The 16,508-nt window shown below is 67.2% G+C and carries 14 protein-coding genes; 11 read left to right on the forward strand and 3 right to left on the reverse strand.

Going from position 1 to position 16,508, the window contains the following annotated elements; translation table 11 throughout:
- Positions 1-5 precede the first annotated feature (5 nt).
- The 6 genes from FZ983_RS13960 to kduD all read left to right on the forward strand — a co-directional run bounded on the left by FZ983_RS13960 (position 6) and on the right by kduD (position 6,841).
- Complete coding sequence (locus tag FZ983_RS13960; protein ID WP_149224131.1) at positions 6-608, forward strand: histidine phosphatase family protein; 603 nt, start codon at positions 6-8, stop codon at positions 606-608.
- An 87-nt stretch (positions 609-695) separates the two neighbouring features.
- Entirely contained in the window at positions 696-2,372 is a 1,677-nt protein-coding gene (locus FZ983_RS13965; RefSeq protein ID WP_149224132.1) for a methyl-accepting chemotaxis protein, read from the forward strand.
- A gap of 385 nt (positions 2,373-2,757) precedes the next feature.
- Complete coding sequence (locus tag FZ983_RS13970; RefSeq protein ID WP_149224133.1) at positions 2,758-3,882, forward strand: malate/lactate/ureidoglycolate dehydrogenase; 1,125 nt, start codon at positions 2,758-2,760, stop codon at positions 3,880-3,882.
- 230 nt (positions 3,883-4,112) lie between these two features.
- On the forward strand, positions 4,113-5,129 hold the full coding sequence (gene kdgT, locus FZ983_RS13975) for a 2-keto-3-deoxygluconate transporter (RefSeq protein WP_149224134.1): 1,017 nt from the start codon (positions 4,113-4,115) through the stop codon (positions 5,127-5,129).
- Positions 5,130-5,231: 102 nt separating this feature from the next.
- A complete protein-coding gene (kduI, locus tag FZ983_RS13980) occupies positions 5,232-6,068 on the forward strand; it encodes a 5-dehydro-4-deoxy-D-glucuronate isomerase (RefSeq protein WP_149224135.1) in 837 nt (278 codons plus the stop codon).
- 14 nt (positions 6,069-6,082) lie between these two features.
- Positions 6,083-6,841, forward strand: a complete 759-nt coding sequence (gene kduD / locus FZ983_RS13985) for a 2-dehydro-3-deoxy-D-gluconate 5-dehydrogenase KduD (protein WP_149224136.1) — start codon at positions 6,083-6,085, stop codon at positions 6,839-6,841.
- 49 nt (positions 6,842-6,890) lie between these two features.
- On the opposite strand, the gene FZ983_RS13990 is transcribed toward kduD, so the two are convergent.
- Positions 6,891-8,066, reverse strand: a complete 1,176-nt coding sequence (locus tag FZ983_RS13990; RefSeq protein ID WP_149224137.1) for a hypothetical protein — start codon at positions 8,064-8,066, stop codon at positions 6,891-6,893.
- 8 nt (positions 8,067-8,074) lie between these two features.
- Positions 8,075-9,316 (reverse strand): polysaccharide pyruvyl transferase family protein, encoded by a 1,242-nt coding sequence (locus FZ983_RS13995; RefSeq protein WP_149224138.1) that lies wholly within the window; start codon positions 9,314-9,316, stop codon positions 8,075-8,077.
- 839 nt (positions 9,317-10,155) lie between these two features.
- On the opposite strand from FZ983_RS13995, the gene rpoH reads away from it, so the two are divergent.
- Positions 10,156-11,019: an RNA polymerase sigma factor RpoH gene (gene rpoH, locus FZ983_RS14000; RefSeq protein ID WP_149224407.1), complete on the forward strand. Its 864-nt coding sequence runs from the start codon at positions 10,156-10,158 to the stop codon at positions 11,017-11,019.
- A gap of 88 nt (positions 11,020-11,107) precedes the next feature.
- Here the strand turns inward: rpoH and hypA are convergent, their stop codons facing one another.
- Complete coding sequence (gene hypA, locus FZ983_RS14005; protein ID WP_149224139.1) at positions 11,108-11,449, reverse strand: hydrogenase maturation nickel metallochaperone HypA; 342 nt, start codon at positions 11,447-11,449, stop codon at positions 11,108-11,110.
- A 540-nt stretch (positions 11,450-11,989) separates the two neighbouring features.
- Here hypA and FZ983_RS14010 point away from each other — a divergent pair.
- The 4 genes from FZ983_RS14010 (at position 11,990) to FZ983_RS14025 (ending at position 16,495) form a co-directional block, all read left to right on the forward strand.
- Positions 11,990-12,466 (forward strand): 4Fe-4S dicluster domain-containing protein, encoded by a 477-nt coding sequence (locus FZ983_RS14010; protein WP_149224140.1) that lies wholly within the window; start codon positions 11,990-11,992, stop codon positions 12,464-12,466.
- A 2-nt stretch (positions 12,467-12,468) separates the two neighbouring features.
- Positions 12,469-14,274, forward strand: a complete 1,806-nt coding sequence (locus FZ983_RS14015; protein ID WP_149224141.1) for an aldehyde ferredoxin oxidoreductase family protein — start codon at positions 12,469-12,471, stop codon at positions 14,272-14,274.
- An 83-nt stretch (positions 14,275-14,357) separates the two neighbouring features.
- Positions 14,358-14,630, forward strand: a complete 273-nt coding sequence (locus tag FZ983_RS14020) for a MoaD/ThiS family protein (RefSeq protein ID WP_149224142.1) — start codon at positions 14,358-14,360, stop codon at positions 14,628-14,630.
- 14 nt (positions 14,631-14,644) lie between these two features.
- A complete protein-coding gene (locus tag FZ983_RS14025) occupies positions 14,645-16,495 on the forward strand; it encodes an NADH-quinone oxidoreductase subunit L (protein WP_149224143.1) in 1,851 nt (616 codons plus the stop codon).
- Positions 16,496-16,508: the final 13 nt, after the last annotated feature.

Here is a 16,508-nt window from a genome sequence, read left to right on the forward strand (position 1 = left end):
TGGCGATGACCGACCGCTTCCATTTCGTGCGCCACGGCCAGACCGAGGACAACCGCCGCGGCGTGCGCTGCGGCGGCGACCGGGACATCGCGCTGACCGAACAAGGCATCGAACAGGCCCGCCGGGCGGCGGAGCGCTTCCGCGCCCAGGGGCACGATTGCGGGCTCGTGATCGCCGGGCCGCTGCGGCGCACGGCGGTCACCGGCGCCCTGTTCGCCGAGGCGCTGGGCGTCCCGCTTCTCTCCCGCGACTGGCTGCGCGAGCGCCGGCTGGGGGAGTGGAACGGGCTGCCGATCGACCTGACCCGCCCCTGGTTCGCCGCCGGCGAGACCCCGCCGGGCGGGGAGAGCGAGGGTGTGTTCGCCGCGCGCGTCCTCGACGGCGTGGCGGAACTCGCCACCTCGTCTGCCGACCTGCTGGCCCGCCGGCCTTTGCTGGTCGGCAGCAAGGGGATCGGCCGCATCCTGCTGCACCGTCTGGCCAGCCGGCCGGGGGTGGAGCTGGAGAATTGCGAGGTCGTGGCCTTCACCCGCCTGTCCGCCCCGCCGGGCGGGCCGGGGCGGTGGCGTTGCGACCAGTTGGAGCTACTGGCCGGATGCGCGGCCTGAGCGAAGACGACCAACAGACCAACCGAATCGAACGATGCGTGGATGCCATGCGGTGCCGCGTGGATCAGGACTGAGGAGAAGGGCGTGATGAAGCTCAAGATTGGTACGCGGCTGATGCTGCTGGTGTTCGGCGTGGCGCTGCTCAGCACGCTTGCCGGCGCCACCGTCCACCTGACGGGAATGCGCACGAACCTGATCGAACAGCGCAAGGCCAAGGTCAAGGAGATGGTCGACGCCGCATCCTCCGTGATCGCGCTGTATGGCGAACAGGAGAAGGCCGGCAAGCTGCAGCGCTCGGAAGCGCAGGAACTCGCCCGCAACGCCGTGCGCGCCATGCGCTATGGCAACGGCGAGTACTTCTTCGTCTATGATTATTCCGGCGTCAGCCTGGTCCACGGCCTGCGGCCGCAGGTCGAAGGCAAGAACCTGCTGAACCTGAAGGATCCCGATGGCGTTCCCTTCAACGTGCAGATGACGGACGCGGCCAAGGCCGGCGGCGGTTTCGTCGCCTTCCGCCACAAGCGCACCGACACCGCCGATCCGTCGCCGAAGATCGCCTACGCCACCGGCTACCAGCCCTGGCAGTGGATGATCGGCACCGGCGTCTACACCGACGACGTCGATGCGGAATTCCAGGCCCGCGCCTTGCGTGAACTGGGCGTCACCCTGCTGCTGCTGGCGATCAGCGTCGGCATCGGCATCTGGGTCTCGCGCGGCCTGTCGCGTCCGCTGCTGGCGGTCCGCGACGTGCTGGGCCGTATCGGCGGCGGCGACCTGACCGTCACCGTGCCCCATGCCGACCGCCCGGACGAGATCGGCGACATGGCCCGCGCCGTGGCCGGCCTCGCCACCACCCTGCAGATTGCCCGCGACGAGAGCCAGCGGGCCGAACTGGACCGCGCCGCCCGCGACATCCAGCGTGAGCGCCTGTCCGCCCGCGCCGCCGAGTTCGCCCGTGCGATGGACGAGGTCGTGGCGACGCTCAGCACCACCACGGTCGCCCTGCACGAGCGGACCGCGGCCCTCAGCAACGATGCCGCCAGCACCACCGACCAGGCACATGCCGCCGCCGGCGCCGCCCAGGGTGCATCCGACAGCGTCGAGTCGGCCGCTCTCGCCAGCGAGGAGCTGCGCGGTTCCATCGCGGCGATCAGCCGTCAGGTGGAAAGCGCCGCCCAGACCGCATCTCGCGCCGTGACCGAGACCTCCAACACCACCGGCATCGTCACCGGCCTCGCATCCGCCGCCGAGCAGATCGGCGCGGTGGTGGAACTGATCAACTCCATCGCCGGCCAGACCAACCTGCTGGCGCTGAACGCGACCATCGAAGCCGCCCGCGCCGGCGAGGCCGGCAAGGGCTTCGCCGTCGTGGCGAGCGAGGTGAAGAGCCTCGCCACCCAGACCGCCAAGGCGACCGAGGACATCCAGTCGCAGGTGGGGGCGATCCGCGCCGCGACCGCCAACGCCATCGGCGCCATCGAGGGCATCGCCAGCCTGATCACCAACCTCAGCGCCCTGAACGGCGAAGTGGCGTCGGCCGTGCAGCAGCAGGAGGCGGCGACCCACCAGATCTTCGCCAACGCCCGTGCCGCCGCCGACAACTCGCGTCAGGTCACCAGCAGCGTCGGCTCGCTGTCGGCGACCATGACCACGACCAGCGAGCGGATGCGCCTGGTGTCCACCAGCGTGGAAAGCGTGTCGGAGCAGTCGGAGCGTCTGAAGGACGAGGTCCGTCGCTTCGTCGCCGAAGTCAACGCTGCCTGACCGGAGGGTGGTGCGAGCTGTCCTAGGTCCATTCCTCACCGCTCGCATATGGACTTGTTCGCCTCCAAAGCCCCTCTCCCCCTGTGGGAGAGGGGTTGGGGTGAGGGGAGGAAATCGGAGATTCCTCCGGCCTTGCGGCCGGCGGCACCCCTCAACTCAACCCGCGGGCCGGCAAAACGCCGTTGGCGTTTGGCCGATCCCGCCCCGCAAGGGGAGAAGGGCTTTGGGCGCGGAATGTCGCTTCCCCGACGCCAAATGCAATAGCTTCCGTCGATTTCTGCCCTCCCATTTCCGCCCTTGTTCCGGTTGTGAAGCCGGGACCAAATAGGGACTTGAAATGGGGCCGTCGCCCGGTGGCGGCGGTCGCCCATCGGGAAGGCAGATGATGACTGAGACTCAAAAGGATCCCTTCGCCGCGGCGGCATCCTTCAATGCCGGCGTCTATGGCACCAGCATCCGGCCGGTGCAGGCCGACAGGCTGGCCGAGGCCGTGCGCCGCCTGCTGCGGGCTGCCGGCAGCGAAGAGGAGGAGGCGCGGGTGGTGGCCGACCATCTGGTCGAGGCGAACCTGCGCGGACATGACAGCCACGGCGTCGGCATGCTCGCCATGTATATGCCGGCCATCGCCGCCGGACTGCTGCGCCCCAACCAGCATGCGACCGTTATCGGAGAGTCGGGTCCCTTCCTGTCGGTCGCCGGCGGAAGTGGCTATGGGCAGGTGATCGCGCGGGAGGCGACTGACCTCGCCATTCAGCGGGCGCGGCGGGACGGGTTGGCGGTGCTATCCCTACGCGACAGCCATCACATCGGCCGCGTCGGCTCCTATGGCGAGCAGTGCAGCGATGCGGGCCTCGTCGCCATGGCCTTCGTCAATGTCGTCACCCGCCCGGCGGTGGCGCCCCATGACGGCACCCGGCCGCGGCTGGGCACCAACCCGATCTGCATCGCCATCCCGGCCACGCAGGCGACTCCGGCCCTGATCCTGGATTTCGCCACCAGCGCCGTGGCCGTCGGCAAATGCCGCGTCGCCATGGGCAAGGGGCAGGAGATGGCCCCCGGCCTGCTGCTCGACCAGCAGGGCGAACCCACGCGCGATCCCGGCGTGATGTTCCAGGATCCCTCCGGCGCGCTGCTGCCGCTGGGCGGCCACAAGGGCTTCGGCCTGTCCCTGATGTGCGACGTGCTGGCCGGGGCGCTGGCGTCGGCGATGCCCGGCACGCCGTCGCACCAGGATTCCGGCCGGGTGATGAACAACATGTTCGCCATCGTCTTCGACCCCGCACGCGGCGGCAACGCCCAGTGGGCCGCGGATCTCGACGATCTGGTCGCCTATGTCCGCGACACGCCCACCGCGCCCGGTGCCGACTCCATCCAGATGCCGGGCGAGCCGGAAAGCCGCACCCGCGGGCAGCGGCTGGCCGACGGCATCCCGCTCGACGGCGCCACCCTGGCGATGCTGGACAGCCTGGGCCGCGAGCGCGGGTTGGACCTAACCAACCTATTGATCTGACAGGCTATTCGATCGTTAGTCTCAAGGGAGGGGGTGGTCGCCGACGGCCCCCGTTCCCCGACTGCGGCGCTCCTGAACCCCCCTCCGATCTGCAAAAACCTGAATTGATCCATATCAAGGTCTTTCGCAGCGCTGCGTACTAGTATACTAGTACACACGAACACAACGCGGCCTGCGAGCCGCGCGCTCCCGGCGCAAACCCCGAGCGGGCATTTCAGGAGCCTAGCGTCATGAACATCAAGAAGCGCATAGACAGCATCCCCGGCGGGATGATGATCGTTCCACTGTTCCTCGGTGCGTGCCTGAACACCTTCGCCCCGAACACCGGCAAGTTCTTCGGCTCCTTCACCAACGGGCTGATCACCGGCACGCTGCCGATCCTGTCGGTCTGGTTCTTCTGCATCGGCGCCAGCATCAGCCTGAAGGCCACCCCGCTGGTCCTGCGCAAGAGCGGCGTTCTGGTTTCGGTGAAGATCATCACCGCGGCGCTGGCCGGTGTCGTCGCCTCCTGGTTCATCCCGACGGAGGGCATCACCTCGGGCTTCCTGACCGGCCTGTCGGTGCTGGCGATCATCGCCGCGATGAACGACACCAACGGCGGCATGTACATGGCGCTGATGCAGCAGTACGGCACCAAGGAGGAAGCCGGCGCCTTCTGCCTGATGTGCCTGGAATCCGGCCCCTTCATGACCATGGTCACGCTGGGCATCGCCGGTCTGGCCGTCTTCCCGTGGCAGACCATGGTCGGCGCCCTGCTGCCCTTCGTCATCGGCTTTGCCCTGGGCAACCTGGACAAGGACCTGCGTGCCTTCTTCACCCAGGGCGTGGGCGTCATGGTTCCCTTCTTCGCCTTTGCGCTGGGCAACAACCTGAACTTCACGACCATCCTGAACACCGGCCTGCTCGGCATCGTCCTGGGTCTCGCCGTGATCGTCGTCACCGGCACGACGCTGGTCCTGGCCGACATCTTCCTGGCCAAGGGCAACGGCACGGCCGGCATCGGTGCCGCCTCCACCGCCGGTGCGGCCGTCACCGTCCCGCCGATCATCGCCTCGATCGAGCCGTCCTTCGCCCCGTCCGCCCCGGCCGCCACTGCCCTGGTCGCCACCAGCGTGGTCGTTACCGCCCTGCTGACGCCGCCGCTGACCGCCTGGTGGGCTCGCCGCTTCGGTGTGCTGTCGCCCCGCTACCAGGCCGCCGAAGCCGCCAAGGCCGCTCAGCCGGCGCAGGCCGTCGCCGCCGAATAAAGCTTCAGCGCGGCCCCGGCAGCGGTTCGCCGCCGCCGGGACCGACCGACTTCAAACGGGTCCGACGACAAAGTCGCCGCCCGCCTTCAGAGGAACGCCACCATGAAGATCACCACCCGGTACGACACCCATCCGGCCGACGCGCGCGGCTACGACACCCAGACCCTGCGCGACCGCTACCTGATCGACTCGATCTTCCAGGCCGACGACATCGTGCTGACCTACAGCCACGTCGACCGCGTCGTCGCCGGCGGCGCCATGCCGGTCTCCGCCCCGCTCGCCCTGGTCGCGACCAAGGAGATCGGGTCCGACACCTTCCTGGAGCGCCGTGAACTCGGCCTGTTCAACGTCGGCGGCGCCGGCCGCGTGACGGTCGACGGGACCGTCTACGATCTGGAGACCCGCGACGCCCTCTATGTCGCGATGGGCAGCGTCGACATCCGCTTCGAAAGCCTGGACAGCGGCAATCCTGCCAAGTTCTATCTGGTCAGCACCCCGGCCCATGCCCGGTTCGAGACCATGAAGATCTCGGCCGCCCAGGCCAAGCAGCGCCCGCTGGGCGAGACCGCCACCGGCAACAAGCGGGTCATCTACCAGATGATCCACCCGGACGTGGTGCGCACCGCGCAGCTGGTCATGGGCCTGACCGTTCTGGAAAACGGCAACATGTGGAACAGCATGCCGTGCCACACCCACGAGCGCCGCTGCGAGTTCTATTTCTACTTCGACCTGCCGGAAAGCGCGCGCCTGTTCCACTTCATGGGTGAGCCGACCGAGACGCGCCACATCGTGGTCGCCAACGAGCAGGCGGTGATCTCGCCCTCCTGGTCGATCCATTGCGGCGTCGGCACCCACAGCTACTCGTTCATCTGGGCGATGGGCGGCGACAATCAGACCTTCGACGACATGGACCAGGTTCCCCTGGCCTCGATGCGCTAACGGAGACGCGAGACATGACCAAGCCTTTCGATCTGACCGGTAAGGTGGCCCTGGTCACCGGCGCCAACACCGGCATCGGCCAGGGCATCGCCGTGGCCCTGGCCCAGGCCGGCGCCGACATCGCCGCCGTCGACGTCGTCTCGCTCGACGAGACCAAGGGCCTCGTCGAGGCCGCCGGCCGCAAGTTCCACGGCATCCACGCCGACCTGACCAGCATCGCCCCGGTCCAGGGGCTGGTTGAGGAGACGGTCGGCTCCTTCGGCCAGTTGGACATTCTGGTGAACAATGCCGGCCTGATCCGTCGTGCCGACGCGGTGGACTTCACCGAGGCCGACTGGGACCTGGTGATGAACATCAACATCAAGACGGTGTTCTTCCTCTGCCAGGCCTTCGGCCGCTATGCGATCGACAACGGCCGCAAGGGCAAGATCGTCAACATCGCGTCCATGCTGTCCTTCCAGGGCGGCATCCGCGTGCCCTCCTACACCGCGTCGAAGAGCGGCGTCGCCGGCATCACCAAGCTGCTGGCCTGCGAATGGGCGGGCAAGGGCATCAACGTGAACGCCATCGCGCCGGGCTATGTCGCCACCAACAACACCGCCGCCCTGCGCGCCGACGAGAAGCGGAACGCCGAGATCCTCGGCCGTATCCCGGCCGGCCGCTGGAGCGTGCCGTCCGACATCGGCGGCCCGGCGGTGTTCCTGGCCTCCGACGCGGCCGACTACATCCATGGCACCATCCTGCCGGTCGACGGCGGCTGGCTGGCGCGCTGATCGGTTCTTCCACGGCCTGCATTCCGGGTCCTCCCCGGGATGCAGGCCGTCAGCGTCTATGGGGAGTGATCTCCACCGGCATGCGGACGAGGTCGCGGTTCCAGGTGATCTTGCACCCGGTCAGGTTCAGCCGGGTCATGTAGAGATAGGCGGTTCCGCCGACATCCTCGAAATTGCGGCTCTCGCTGCCGGGGTCGAGCAGGGCGGGGTAGTCGAAGGCAGCGGCATCGCCGCAGCCGTAGCGGAACAGCAGCGGCGCCGCCCACAGCAATTGCGGCTTCGACCAGTTGAGCAGGTCCGGAGAGGTGGTGGCCCACATGCCGGTCTGTCCGTCGCGGGTCATCGCAAGCGTGGCGATGAACTGGCCGCTCGGCCGGTGGCGGACGATGCTGCGGACGGTGCCTTGCAGTGTGCCGGGCGCCACCGGGGCGCAGAGATGGCCTTCCGGCGCATCGCTGGTCTGGCCGTCGCGGACGAAGCGGACCTTGAAGGCTTTCCCATCCCAGCCGCGCCAGGATTGCGGATCCGCGAGGTTGTCCGTCCGCATCAGGCAGGCGCCGCGCTTCTGCGCGCCAAATCGCTCGGCCCACAGGAAAGCGTACCAGTGGTCGCCATGGCGGACGATGTTGCTGGGCGCGAAGTAGCCGGTGCGTTTGCCGGCGTCGCCGCTGTAGGCATAGGGCAGCGTCGCGACGGTGTGGTCTGGCGGCGCCGCGCTCAGCCGGAAGCTCGCCCCGCCGTCGGTGGAGATTGCCGCGGTGATGCTGTTGCGCCAGCAGCGCATGTAGTCGCCGGACGGGCAGAGCGCCCGCCGCTTCTGGGCATGGAACTCGTTGCTGACCAGCGCGAACACCGTGCCGCCGTCCAGCGTGTAGAAGGACGAGATCCAGCTGCGGTCATCGTGAAGGCGCGGGTCGTCCTGCCCGTGGCCCTCGAAGATGACGGCGCAGTTGGGGCGCACGGTATCCAGCGATGGGCCGGTGAGGGCCCGCGCGGTGGAGTGCGAGGCGATCAGGTGGACGGTGCCGCCGGCATCGCGGAAGGCGCGCGCCGGGGTGTCCGGCGCGTCGCTCTTCGCGCAGGCGTCGCGCTGCCAAGAGGTGACGGTTTCCGGCTCTCCGGCCTTTGTGACCGTCGGCGCCTGCGCTCCCGCGGTCCCGGACACCAAGGTGATGCCCAGGGACAGCGCGAGCGCCGCGGTCCGGCGGCGCGCGAGCGCAGGCACTGGCGGCGTCACTTGCCGGCGGCGATGGACTTCAGGAAGGGGGCCGGCTGCAGCCGGTTGGCGACCAGGAAGTCCAGGTAGCGGGTGGCCGACTCCGCACGGTGGCGGTCGTAGGCGTCGGGGTCGAAGCTGATCAGCGACTTCAGGCGGTTGCGGGTCAGCGGCGCCGTCAGGTCGGCGGCGTCGACATAGGGAACGCCGGTGTTCTCGCACAGCTCGCGCGTGCGGGAGTCGATGGTCACCGTCAGGCCCATCCGCTCCGCCTGGATCGCCAGGGCGACACCGTGATACCGGCAGCCGATGGTCAGGTCCTGCTGGCGCAGGGTATCCATCCAGGCCGGCACGTCATAGTAGGAGCGCATGTAGTTCCGGCACCAGGCCTTGAACTCCTCGAAGGAGTAGTGCGGCACGGTGTGGCGGTGGATTTCCTTCAGCGCATGCGCGTCGATGCCGTCGAACAGCCCGCGCGAGGCCTTGATCATCTCGCCCATCGACTGGACGATGTACTGGCCCGGCGCGATGGGGTCCATCATCAGGGCGATCAACTGGTGTTCGATCTCCCGCGTCTTGACCCAGGCCTGATGGCCGCCGGCCACCGTGATCGAGCGCGGCAGGTCGAGAGCCGACCAGTTCGCATGGATCTTGCGGCCCAGGCCCGGCGCCTGGTTCAGGAAATGCGACGGGCAGCCGCCCGGCAGGGAGCCGGTGATGCCGAGCTTGTCCAACTGCGCCGTGGTGTAGGCGCCGCGGGTGTAGATGTTGGGGGAGGTGGCGGAGGACGGGTTCGACGCCGCGATCACCTGGGCCCAGCGCAGCGTGCCGGGGCTGAGTTCGATGTCGTGGTCATAGCTGTTCGCCTGGGCGCCGAGGCCGATGGCGACGATCGGCAGGCCCGACTTTTCCAGATTCTCCGCCATCTGCCCGTAATCGGTGTGGCGGCCCAGCTGGTTGGCGCAGGGGATGACGATGATGTCGGCATTGTTCCGCAGCGTGTCGGCCGAGGATCCCCAGCTGAAATGTTTCACCGGATTGGTGATGTGGCTGCAGATCGAATGGACGAAGGCGAGGTTGCCGTTGTTGTGCCCGATGCCGTTGTACAGGTCGTCGAATGCGGCGTTCGAATACAGGCCGAGATTCGGCGTCTTCCACAATACCGCGACGCGCAGAGGCTGGGTCGACGCACGGCCGGAGCCTTGTCCGGACGTGTGCGGCCGGTCGACAGGAGTATCGATGACGATGTCTTCAAGCATGTCGGCTCTAGCCTCGGGTCGGTGGATGCTGGAAACGAACCGACCGTATGCGCAGAAGAGGTACGACTGCAAGTGACATCCGAAAAATAACACAAAGAGGAAAAACGCGGACTGTGCTTAGAATTTCAATACAAAGCGGGACGTCTTTCGGCTATTGATCGGGATGCTGCGAGATATCCCGCAACATTTCATGGAAACGCATAGAAATTCGAAAGAAGTTCATGCGGGTACATGTGGAAGCGTGCGGCCAGAGCGATGGGCTTGAAACCGGCGAAGCGCCATCCTATTTCAGGCGAAGTTCCCGCCAATCCAGACGCGGGGCCAAGCGTAAGCTAAGGTGCCAGGAAAATTCGCCTGGGCGCCCCTTTAATCCGTTGTCGAAATTCCTATATAGAGTCTGTTGCGCCGTTGAAAGCGCCGGCCCCTACAGGATGGTTTCCTCTTTTGTAATCGATCCGTTCCCTTCGGTTCGGCTGCGCTGAACGGTGTGGCCCTGCCTCTCCTCTCCGGCCCTGTGGCGTGCCGGCTGCCGCGATCCTTTCCCCGGTCGCGGCGCTGCCCGCGGGGCTGGAGAGGACCCCTTCACGATCCGGCACCGTAACCGGTGCACGCCGTCCGGCAGCGTCGAATGCCGGCAACGCAATGAACAAACAAACGCAACGTCAACAGGACCGACCCGAACGACGCGGGGGGGGCAAACCCCCGCGGCGCCGTTTCCGTCGGCTGGGAGAGACAGAGACACCATGCAGCGAGACGCCGAGACCGATACCGTCCAAACCCGCACCGCCCAATCCAACTCCACCGGGGCTCGCATCAACGAACCCCGCACCGCCGAACCGATGCAGCTCTATCTGCAGGATGCCCGCAAGTACCAGTACCTGACGGCCGAGCAGGAGCATGAGCTGACCGTCCGCTGGCACGACCACCAGGACCCGGCGGCACTCGACCAGCTGGTCGGCAGCCATCTGCGGCTCGTCGTCAAGATGGCCCGAGGCTATCTCGGCTATGGCCTGCCGTTGGCCGATCTGGTGGCGGAAGGCAATGTGGGCGTGATGCAGGCGGCGCAGAAGTTCGATCCCTCAAAGGGCTTCCGCTTCGCCACCTATGCGTCCTGGTGGGTGCGTGCGGCGATCCAGGAATATGTCCTGCACAACTGGTCGCTGGTGAAGATCGGCACCACGGCCGGGCAGAAGAAGCTGTTCTTCAGCCTGCGCCGCCTGAAGGCGCGGATGCAGGAACTGGAGAGCGGCGACCTGTCGCCGGACGCGGTGGAGAGCATCGCCACCGAGCTGAACGTGTCGAAGGCCGAGGTGGTGGAGATGAACCGCCGCCTGGGCAATGACCGTTCGCTGAATGTCGGGCTGTCTGAGGACGGCGATGCCGAATGGCTGGACCTTCTGGCCGACGATCGCCCCGACCAGGAGACGACGCTTGCCGATTCCGAGGAACGCCGCCGGCGCCAGCAGTTCCTGAAGCTGGGGCTGGGCGTGCTGGACGACCGCGAGCGCCAGATCCTGGTCGCCCGCCGCCTGCGTGACGAGCCGCTGACGCTGGAAGAGCTGAGCCAGACCTTCCACGTCTCGCGCGAGCGCGTCCGGCAGTTGGAGGTGCGTGCCTTCGAGAAGCTCCAGAAGGCGGTGATCGCCAATGCGCGGACGGAACAGGCGGCGATGGAGAAGAACCGTCTGCTGTCCCGCGCCTGATCGCACGGGGTTCGCATCTGTCGTCTCGAATTTGAGTGTCCTGGGGCGTGGCTTTCAAAAGGCCGCGCCTTTTTCTTGTCCGGACTCCTCACTCCCCTTCGAACGACACCACCCGCATGTCGCGCCCGGCCAGAAGGGTGCGGTCATGGCTGCCGCAAGATGGGCAGGGGGAGATCAGCGTTTCCGGGGAGAAGCCGGTTCCGCAGCTGGCGCAGCGGGCCTTCAGCGCGATGCGGTTGACGGCGAGTTCCGCCCCCGCCGCGGCCGTGCCCTCCGTCACGATGGGGAAGCAGAACAGCAGGGCGTCCGGATCGATTGCGGAGGCCACGCCGATGTCGACCGTCACGCGGGTGACCCGGTGCAATCCCTCACGGCGGGCGCTTTCCGCCACCATGGCGACGATGCTTTCGCACAGCGACAGTTCATGCATCGATTACACCCGCCGAACGACCAGCTGCCAATTGTATCAAGTCTTCACCGCAATCGATCTGCGCGCGTTGATGTAAATCATATCGGAGCATGCCAAGTCGTGATAAATCTGGCACGTCTGTTCCAAAGATTGCCAGACCCGCCTTCCAGACCAAGTCGCCAGACGGGCCCTATGTTTTTCCAATCATAGCGGGCCAAAACTATGAACGACAAAACGGCGCATACCCTGCTCTTCCCCGATCTTCCCCTCCGCGGGATGGAACCGGTCATCGCCGGTTGCCACCCACCCTGAGCCGGGATCCGTCCTGACGGACTGGCATCGTCCCCGGACCGGTCCCCGACGGACTCCACCCGCGCATCCCCTGCGCCGCATGCCGGCGCCCTCCCTGTCGACGCAATCGGACCGTCCAACATCGTGGCGGTGATCCCTATTGCGTGCGGGGGTGCGGGACCATCCGGGGTCATCCCAGAGCCGGACGCGCAAGAACGGCCGCCAACCGCAAGCGGCGCCCGCGTCACGGTATCGAGGAGGTCATCGACCATGAGCATGATGCTGATGATCCATCCGGACAAATGCACCGGATGCCGCAACTGCGAACTGGCCTGTTCCATGGAGCATGAGGGGAGCTTTCGCCCGAAAGCCTCCCGCGTCCATGTCTATACGTGGGAGCGCGAAGGCTTCTCCGTTCCCATGATGTGCCAGCAGTGCAAGGATCCCGCCTGCGTCGCCGTCTGCATGCCCAAGGCCATGCATCGCAACCCGGCGAACGGGCAGGTGGAGCTTGATGCAGATAAATGCATCGGCTGCAAGATGTGCGTCCAGGCCTGCCCCTTCGGCTGCGCCTCCTGGGATTTCCAGGGCCTGCAGATCCTGAAATGCGACACCTGCGACGGTGCGCCGTCCTGCGCGGCCATCTGCCCCACCCACGCGCTTGAATGGGTCGAGGACACCGTCTCGGCGCAGGCGCGCAAGCGCTCCTTCGCCGCCAAGCTCAAGAACGCCTTCGCGGAGGTCTGATCATGCATGGCTGGATTGGAAAAATCCTTCGGGTCGATCTCGGCACCGGCAAGATCACGACCGAAGCGTTGAAGCCCGACCTGGCGCGCGATTACATCGGCGCCCGCGGGCTGGGCACCAAATACATGTATGACGAGGTCGATCCCACGGTGGATCCGCTGTCGCCGGCGAACAAGCTGATCTTCGCCTCCGGGCCGATGACCGGCACCTTCGCGCCGTCGGCGGGCCGCTACGACGTCGTGACCAAGGGTCCGCTGACCGGCACCATCGCCGCCTCGAACTCCGGCGGCGCCTGGGGGCCGGAGCTGAAATATGCCGGCTACGACATGCTGATCCTGGAAGGCCGCGCGGCCAAGCCGGTCTATCTGTGGATCCAGGACGACAAGGTGGAAATCCGCGACGCCGCCCATCTGTGGGGCAAGGACGTGCCGGAGACCACCGAGGCGCTGAACGAGGAGACGGCGGCCGACGCCAAGATCGCCTGCATCGGCCCGGCGGGCGAGAAGCTGTCCTACATCGCCTCGATCATGAACGACATGCAGCGCGCCGCCGGCCGCACCGGCGTCGGCGCGGTGATGGGATCGAAGAACCTGAAGGCGGTGGTGGTGCGCGGCACCGGCGCCGTGACCGTCGCCGACAAGGAGGCCTTCCTGGCCGCGGTCGCCAAGGCCAGCACCATGATCAAGGAGCATCCGGTCGGCGGCACCGGCCTGCGCCTCTACGGCACCAACGTGCTGGTCAACATCCTGAATTCGGTGGGCGGGCTGCCGACCGGCAACTTCCAGGACGGCCATTTCCCGACCGCCGACAAGGTGGGCGGCGAAACGCTGGCGGCCAACCAGCTGCAGCGGCCGAAGGGCTGCTTCTCCTGCATCATCTCCTGCGGCCGCGCCACCAAGGTGACCAACCCCAAATACAAGGGCGAGGGCGAGGGGCCGGAGTACGAGACCGCCTGGGGCTTCGGCCCGGACTGCCGGATCGACGACCTGGATGCGGTGATCAAGGCCAACTATTACTGCAACGAATACGGTCTCGACACCATCTCCATGGGCGGCACAGTCGCCTGCGCCATGGAACTGTTCCACCGCGGCATCATCACGCGGGACGACACCGAAGGGCTGGAACTCGACTTCGGCAACGCCGACGCGATGGTGGAGGCGGTGCGGCTGACCGGTCTCGGCCAGGGCTTCGGCAAGAAGCTGGCGCTGGGATCTTACCGGCTGGCGAGCCTCTACGGCCATCCGGAACTGTCGATGACGGTCAAGAAGCAGGAAATGCCGGCCTATGATCCGCGCGCGGTGCAGGGCATCGGCCTGAACTATGCCACCAACAACCGCGGCGGCTGCCATGTCCGCGGCTATACCATCAGTCCCGAAGTGCTGGGCGTGCCGGTGAAGGTCGACAAGGACAGCATCGACGGCAAGGCCGAACTGGTGGCGCTGTTCCAGAACCTGACGGCGGCGCTGGATTCCAGCGGCTCCTGCCTGTTCGCCACCTTCGGCATCGGCGCGCCCGAATTCGCCGAACTGATGACCGCGCTGACCGGCTTCGCCTACACCGGCGACAGCTTCATCGAGGCGGGCGAGCGGATCTGGAACCTGGAGCGGCTGTGGAACCTCAAGGCCGGCCTGACCGCCGCCGACGACACGCTGCCGCCGCGCCTTCTCAATGAGCCGATCGTGACCGGCCCGTCGAAGGGGGCGGTCAGCCGCCTGCCGGAAATGTTGCCGCTCTACTACGGTGCCCGCGGCTGGGACGCCCAAGGCGTTCCGACCAAGGAGAAGCTGAGCGCCCTGGCGCTGGCCTGACATCACCGGGCCGCCGTCGCACCCTGCGGCGGCGGCTCGGATGGTGGGGTCGGCGGCTATCCAGGCAGGAAGGCAGCTGTGCCATGAAAGTCTCCTATTTCGCGCTGCTGCGCGAAGCCACCAAGAAACGCAGCGAGATATGGGAGCGGCCGGCACCCACCGTCCGCGATCTGTTGCGCGATCTGGTGGCCGAATACGGCCCCAACTTCGCCCGCTGGATCCTGAAGGACGGTGAACTGGCCGGCTTCGCCATCATCCTGGTCAACGGCCAGGACGTGCGCGGCCTGCAAGGGCTGGACACGCCGCTGACCCCGGATTCCGACGTCTTCATCTTTCCGCCGCTGGCCGGCGGCTGAGAAAGGGGCGAGCCATGACCTTTGTAACGCTCCCCATTCTTCTTCTGCTCGGCGGCTTCGTCCTGCAACTGCTGCTCGCCCGGCTGCTGACGCCGGTCGGCAAGGGCGTGCTCGCGACCGCGGCGGTCTTCGCCTCCTTCCTCGCCACGCTGCCGCTGGTGCCGGCCGGCATGACCGGCATCGCGATGGAGGCCCCGCTGCTGCCGGTGTGGGACGGGCCGTTCTCCCTCGCTCTGCGCATCGACGGGCTGAGCGTCCTGTTCATGCTGATGGGCACCGGCATCGGCGCCGCCATCCTGCTGTTCTCCGTCCGCTACATGGAGCATGAGGAACAGGGTACGACGCGCTTCTACGCGATCATGCTGGTCTTCATCGCCGGACTGCTGCTGCTGGCGAGTGCCGCCGACATGCTGGGCGCCTATGTGGCGTGGGAGGTGATCGGGCTGTGCTCCTACAGTCTGGTCGGCTTCTGGTACAATCAGAGGGCGGCGACCGACGGCGCCCGCAAGGTGCTGGTCATCACCCATCTGGCGGGTTACGGCTTCCTGATCGGGCTGGTGCTGGTCTATTCCCGCGCCGGGACGCTGGTCTGGACCGATCCGGCCGTCGCCACCGCCTTCACCTCCGGCGTCGCGGCGCTGTTCATCGTCGCGGCGATGGCGAAGTCTGTGATGTTCCCCCTGCACACCTGGATTCCGGAGGCGATGAACGCCCCGACCCCGGTGTCGGCGCTGCTGCACTCCGCCTGCTACGTCAAGGCCGGCGTCTATCTGATCGCCCGCATGTATGTGATCGGCGACGGGCAATGGCAGGCCGCGCTGGAGGTGCCGCTGCTGGCGGTCGGCTGCGTCACCATCCTGGTCGGCGTCATCTTCGCCATGGCGCAGACCGACCTGAAGCGGCTGCTGGCCTTCCACACCGTCAGCCAGCTCGGCTACATCGTCGTCGGGCTGGCGCTCGGCACCGATCTCGGGCTGGCGGCCGGGCTGTTCTATTGCCTGAGCCACGCGCTGTTCAAGGGCACGCTGTTCATGTGCGCCGGCGCCATCCAGCATGCGACCGGCACCCGCGACCTGCGGGAGTTGGGCGGGCTCGCCACCGCGATGCCGGGGACGGCGAAGGTGTGGATCATCGCCGCCGCGTCAATTGCCGGCGTGCCGCTGACCAACGGCTTCGTCGCCAAATGGCTGCTGTTCGGTGCAGCACTGGACAAGGGGCTGCTGGTTGTGGTGCTGGTCGGCTGGATCGGCAGCATCCTGACCGCCTTCTCCTTCCTGAAGGCCACCGTCAACGCCTTCTACGGTGTTCCGTCCAAGGCGATGCTCGGCCGTCCGGTGCATGAAGCGTCCCCCAGCATGCTGGCCGGCATGGGCTCCATGGCAGGGCTGTGTCTGCTGTTCGGGCTGGCGCCGCAGCTGCTGATGGTCCCGGTGGTGGCACCGGCCGTGCGTTCGCTGGGCTTCGACTGGGCGGTGCAGATGAGCTGGCTCGGCATCCTCACCGACCGCGGCAGCATCGCGATGACGGTCGGCGGCGTGGTCGTGCTGGCATCGGCTATGCTGGGGCTGCTGGTCTACCGGCTGGCCCAGGCGCCGGCTTCCGGGCTGGTGTCGGTCTATTCCGGCGGCGAGCCGCTGCCGGCCGGCGACCGGCCCGGCGCGGTCGACTTCGCCGAGATGGCCGAGCACGCCTTCCATCCCGTCTATTCGCTCGATCCCGATCCCGCCTACCTGCGGATCTGGCGCAGCCTGACCCGTGTGGCCGGTGCGGCGCAGACAGCGGCAGGTGCCGTTTTCGAGAATCGTCCGCTCCTGGCCATCGGTCTCGTCGCGGTCGCGGCGCTGGCCGGCGTGTGGCTGGTCTGAGCGCAGCCGGAGG

The sequence above is a fragment of the Azospirillum sp. B21 genome (assembly GCF_008364825.1).
Lineage (GTDB): Bacteria > Pseudomonadota > Alphaproteobacteria > Azospirillales > Azospirillaceae > Azospirillum.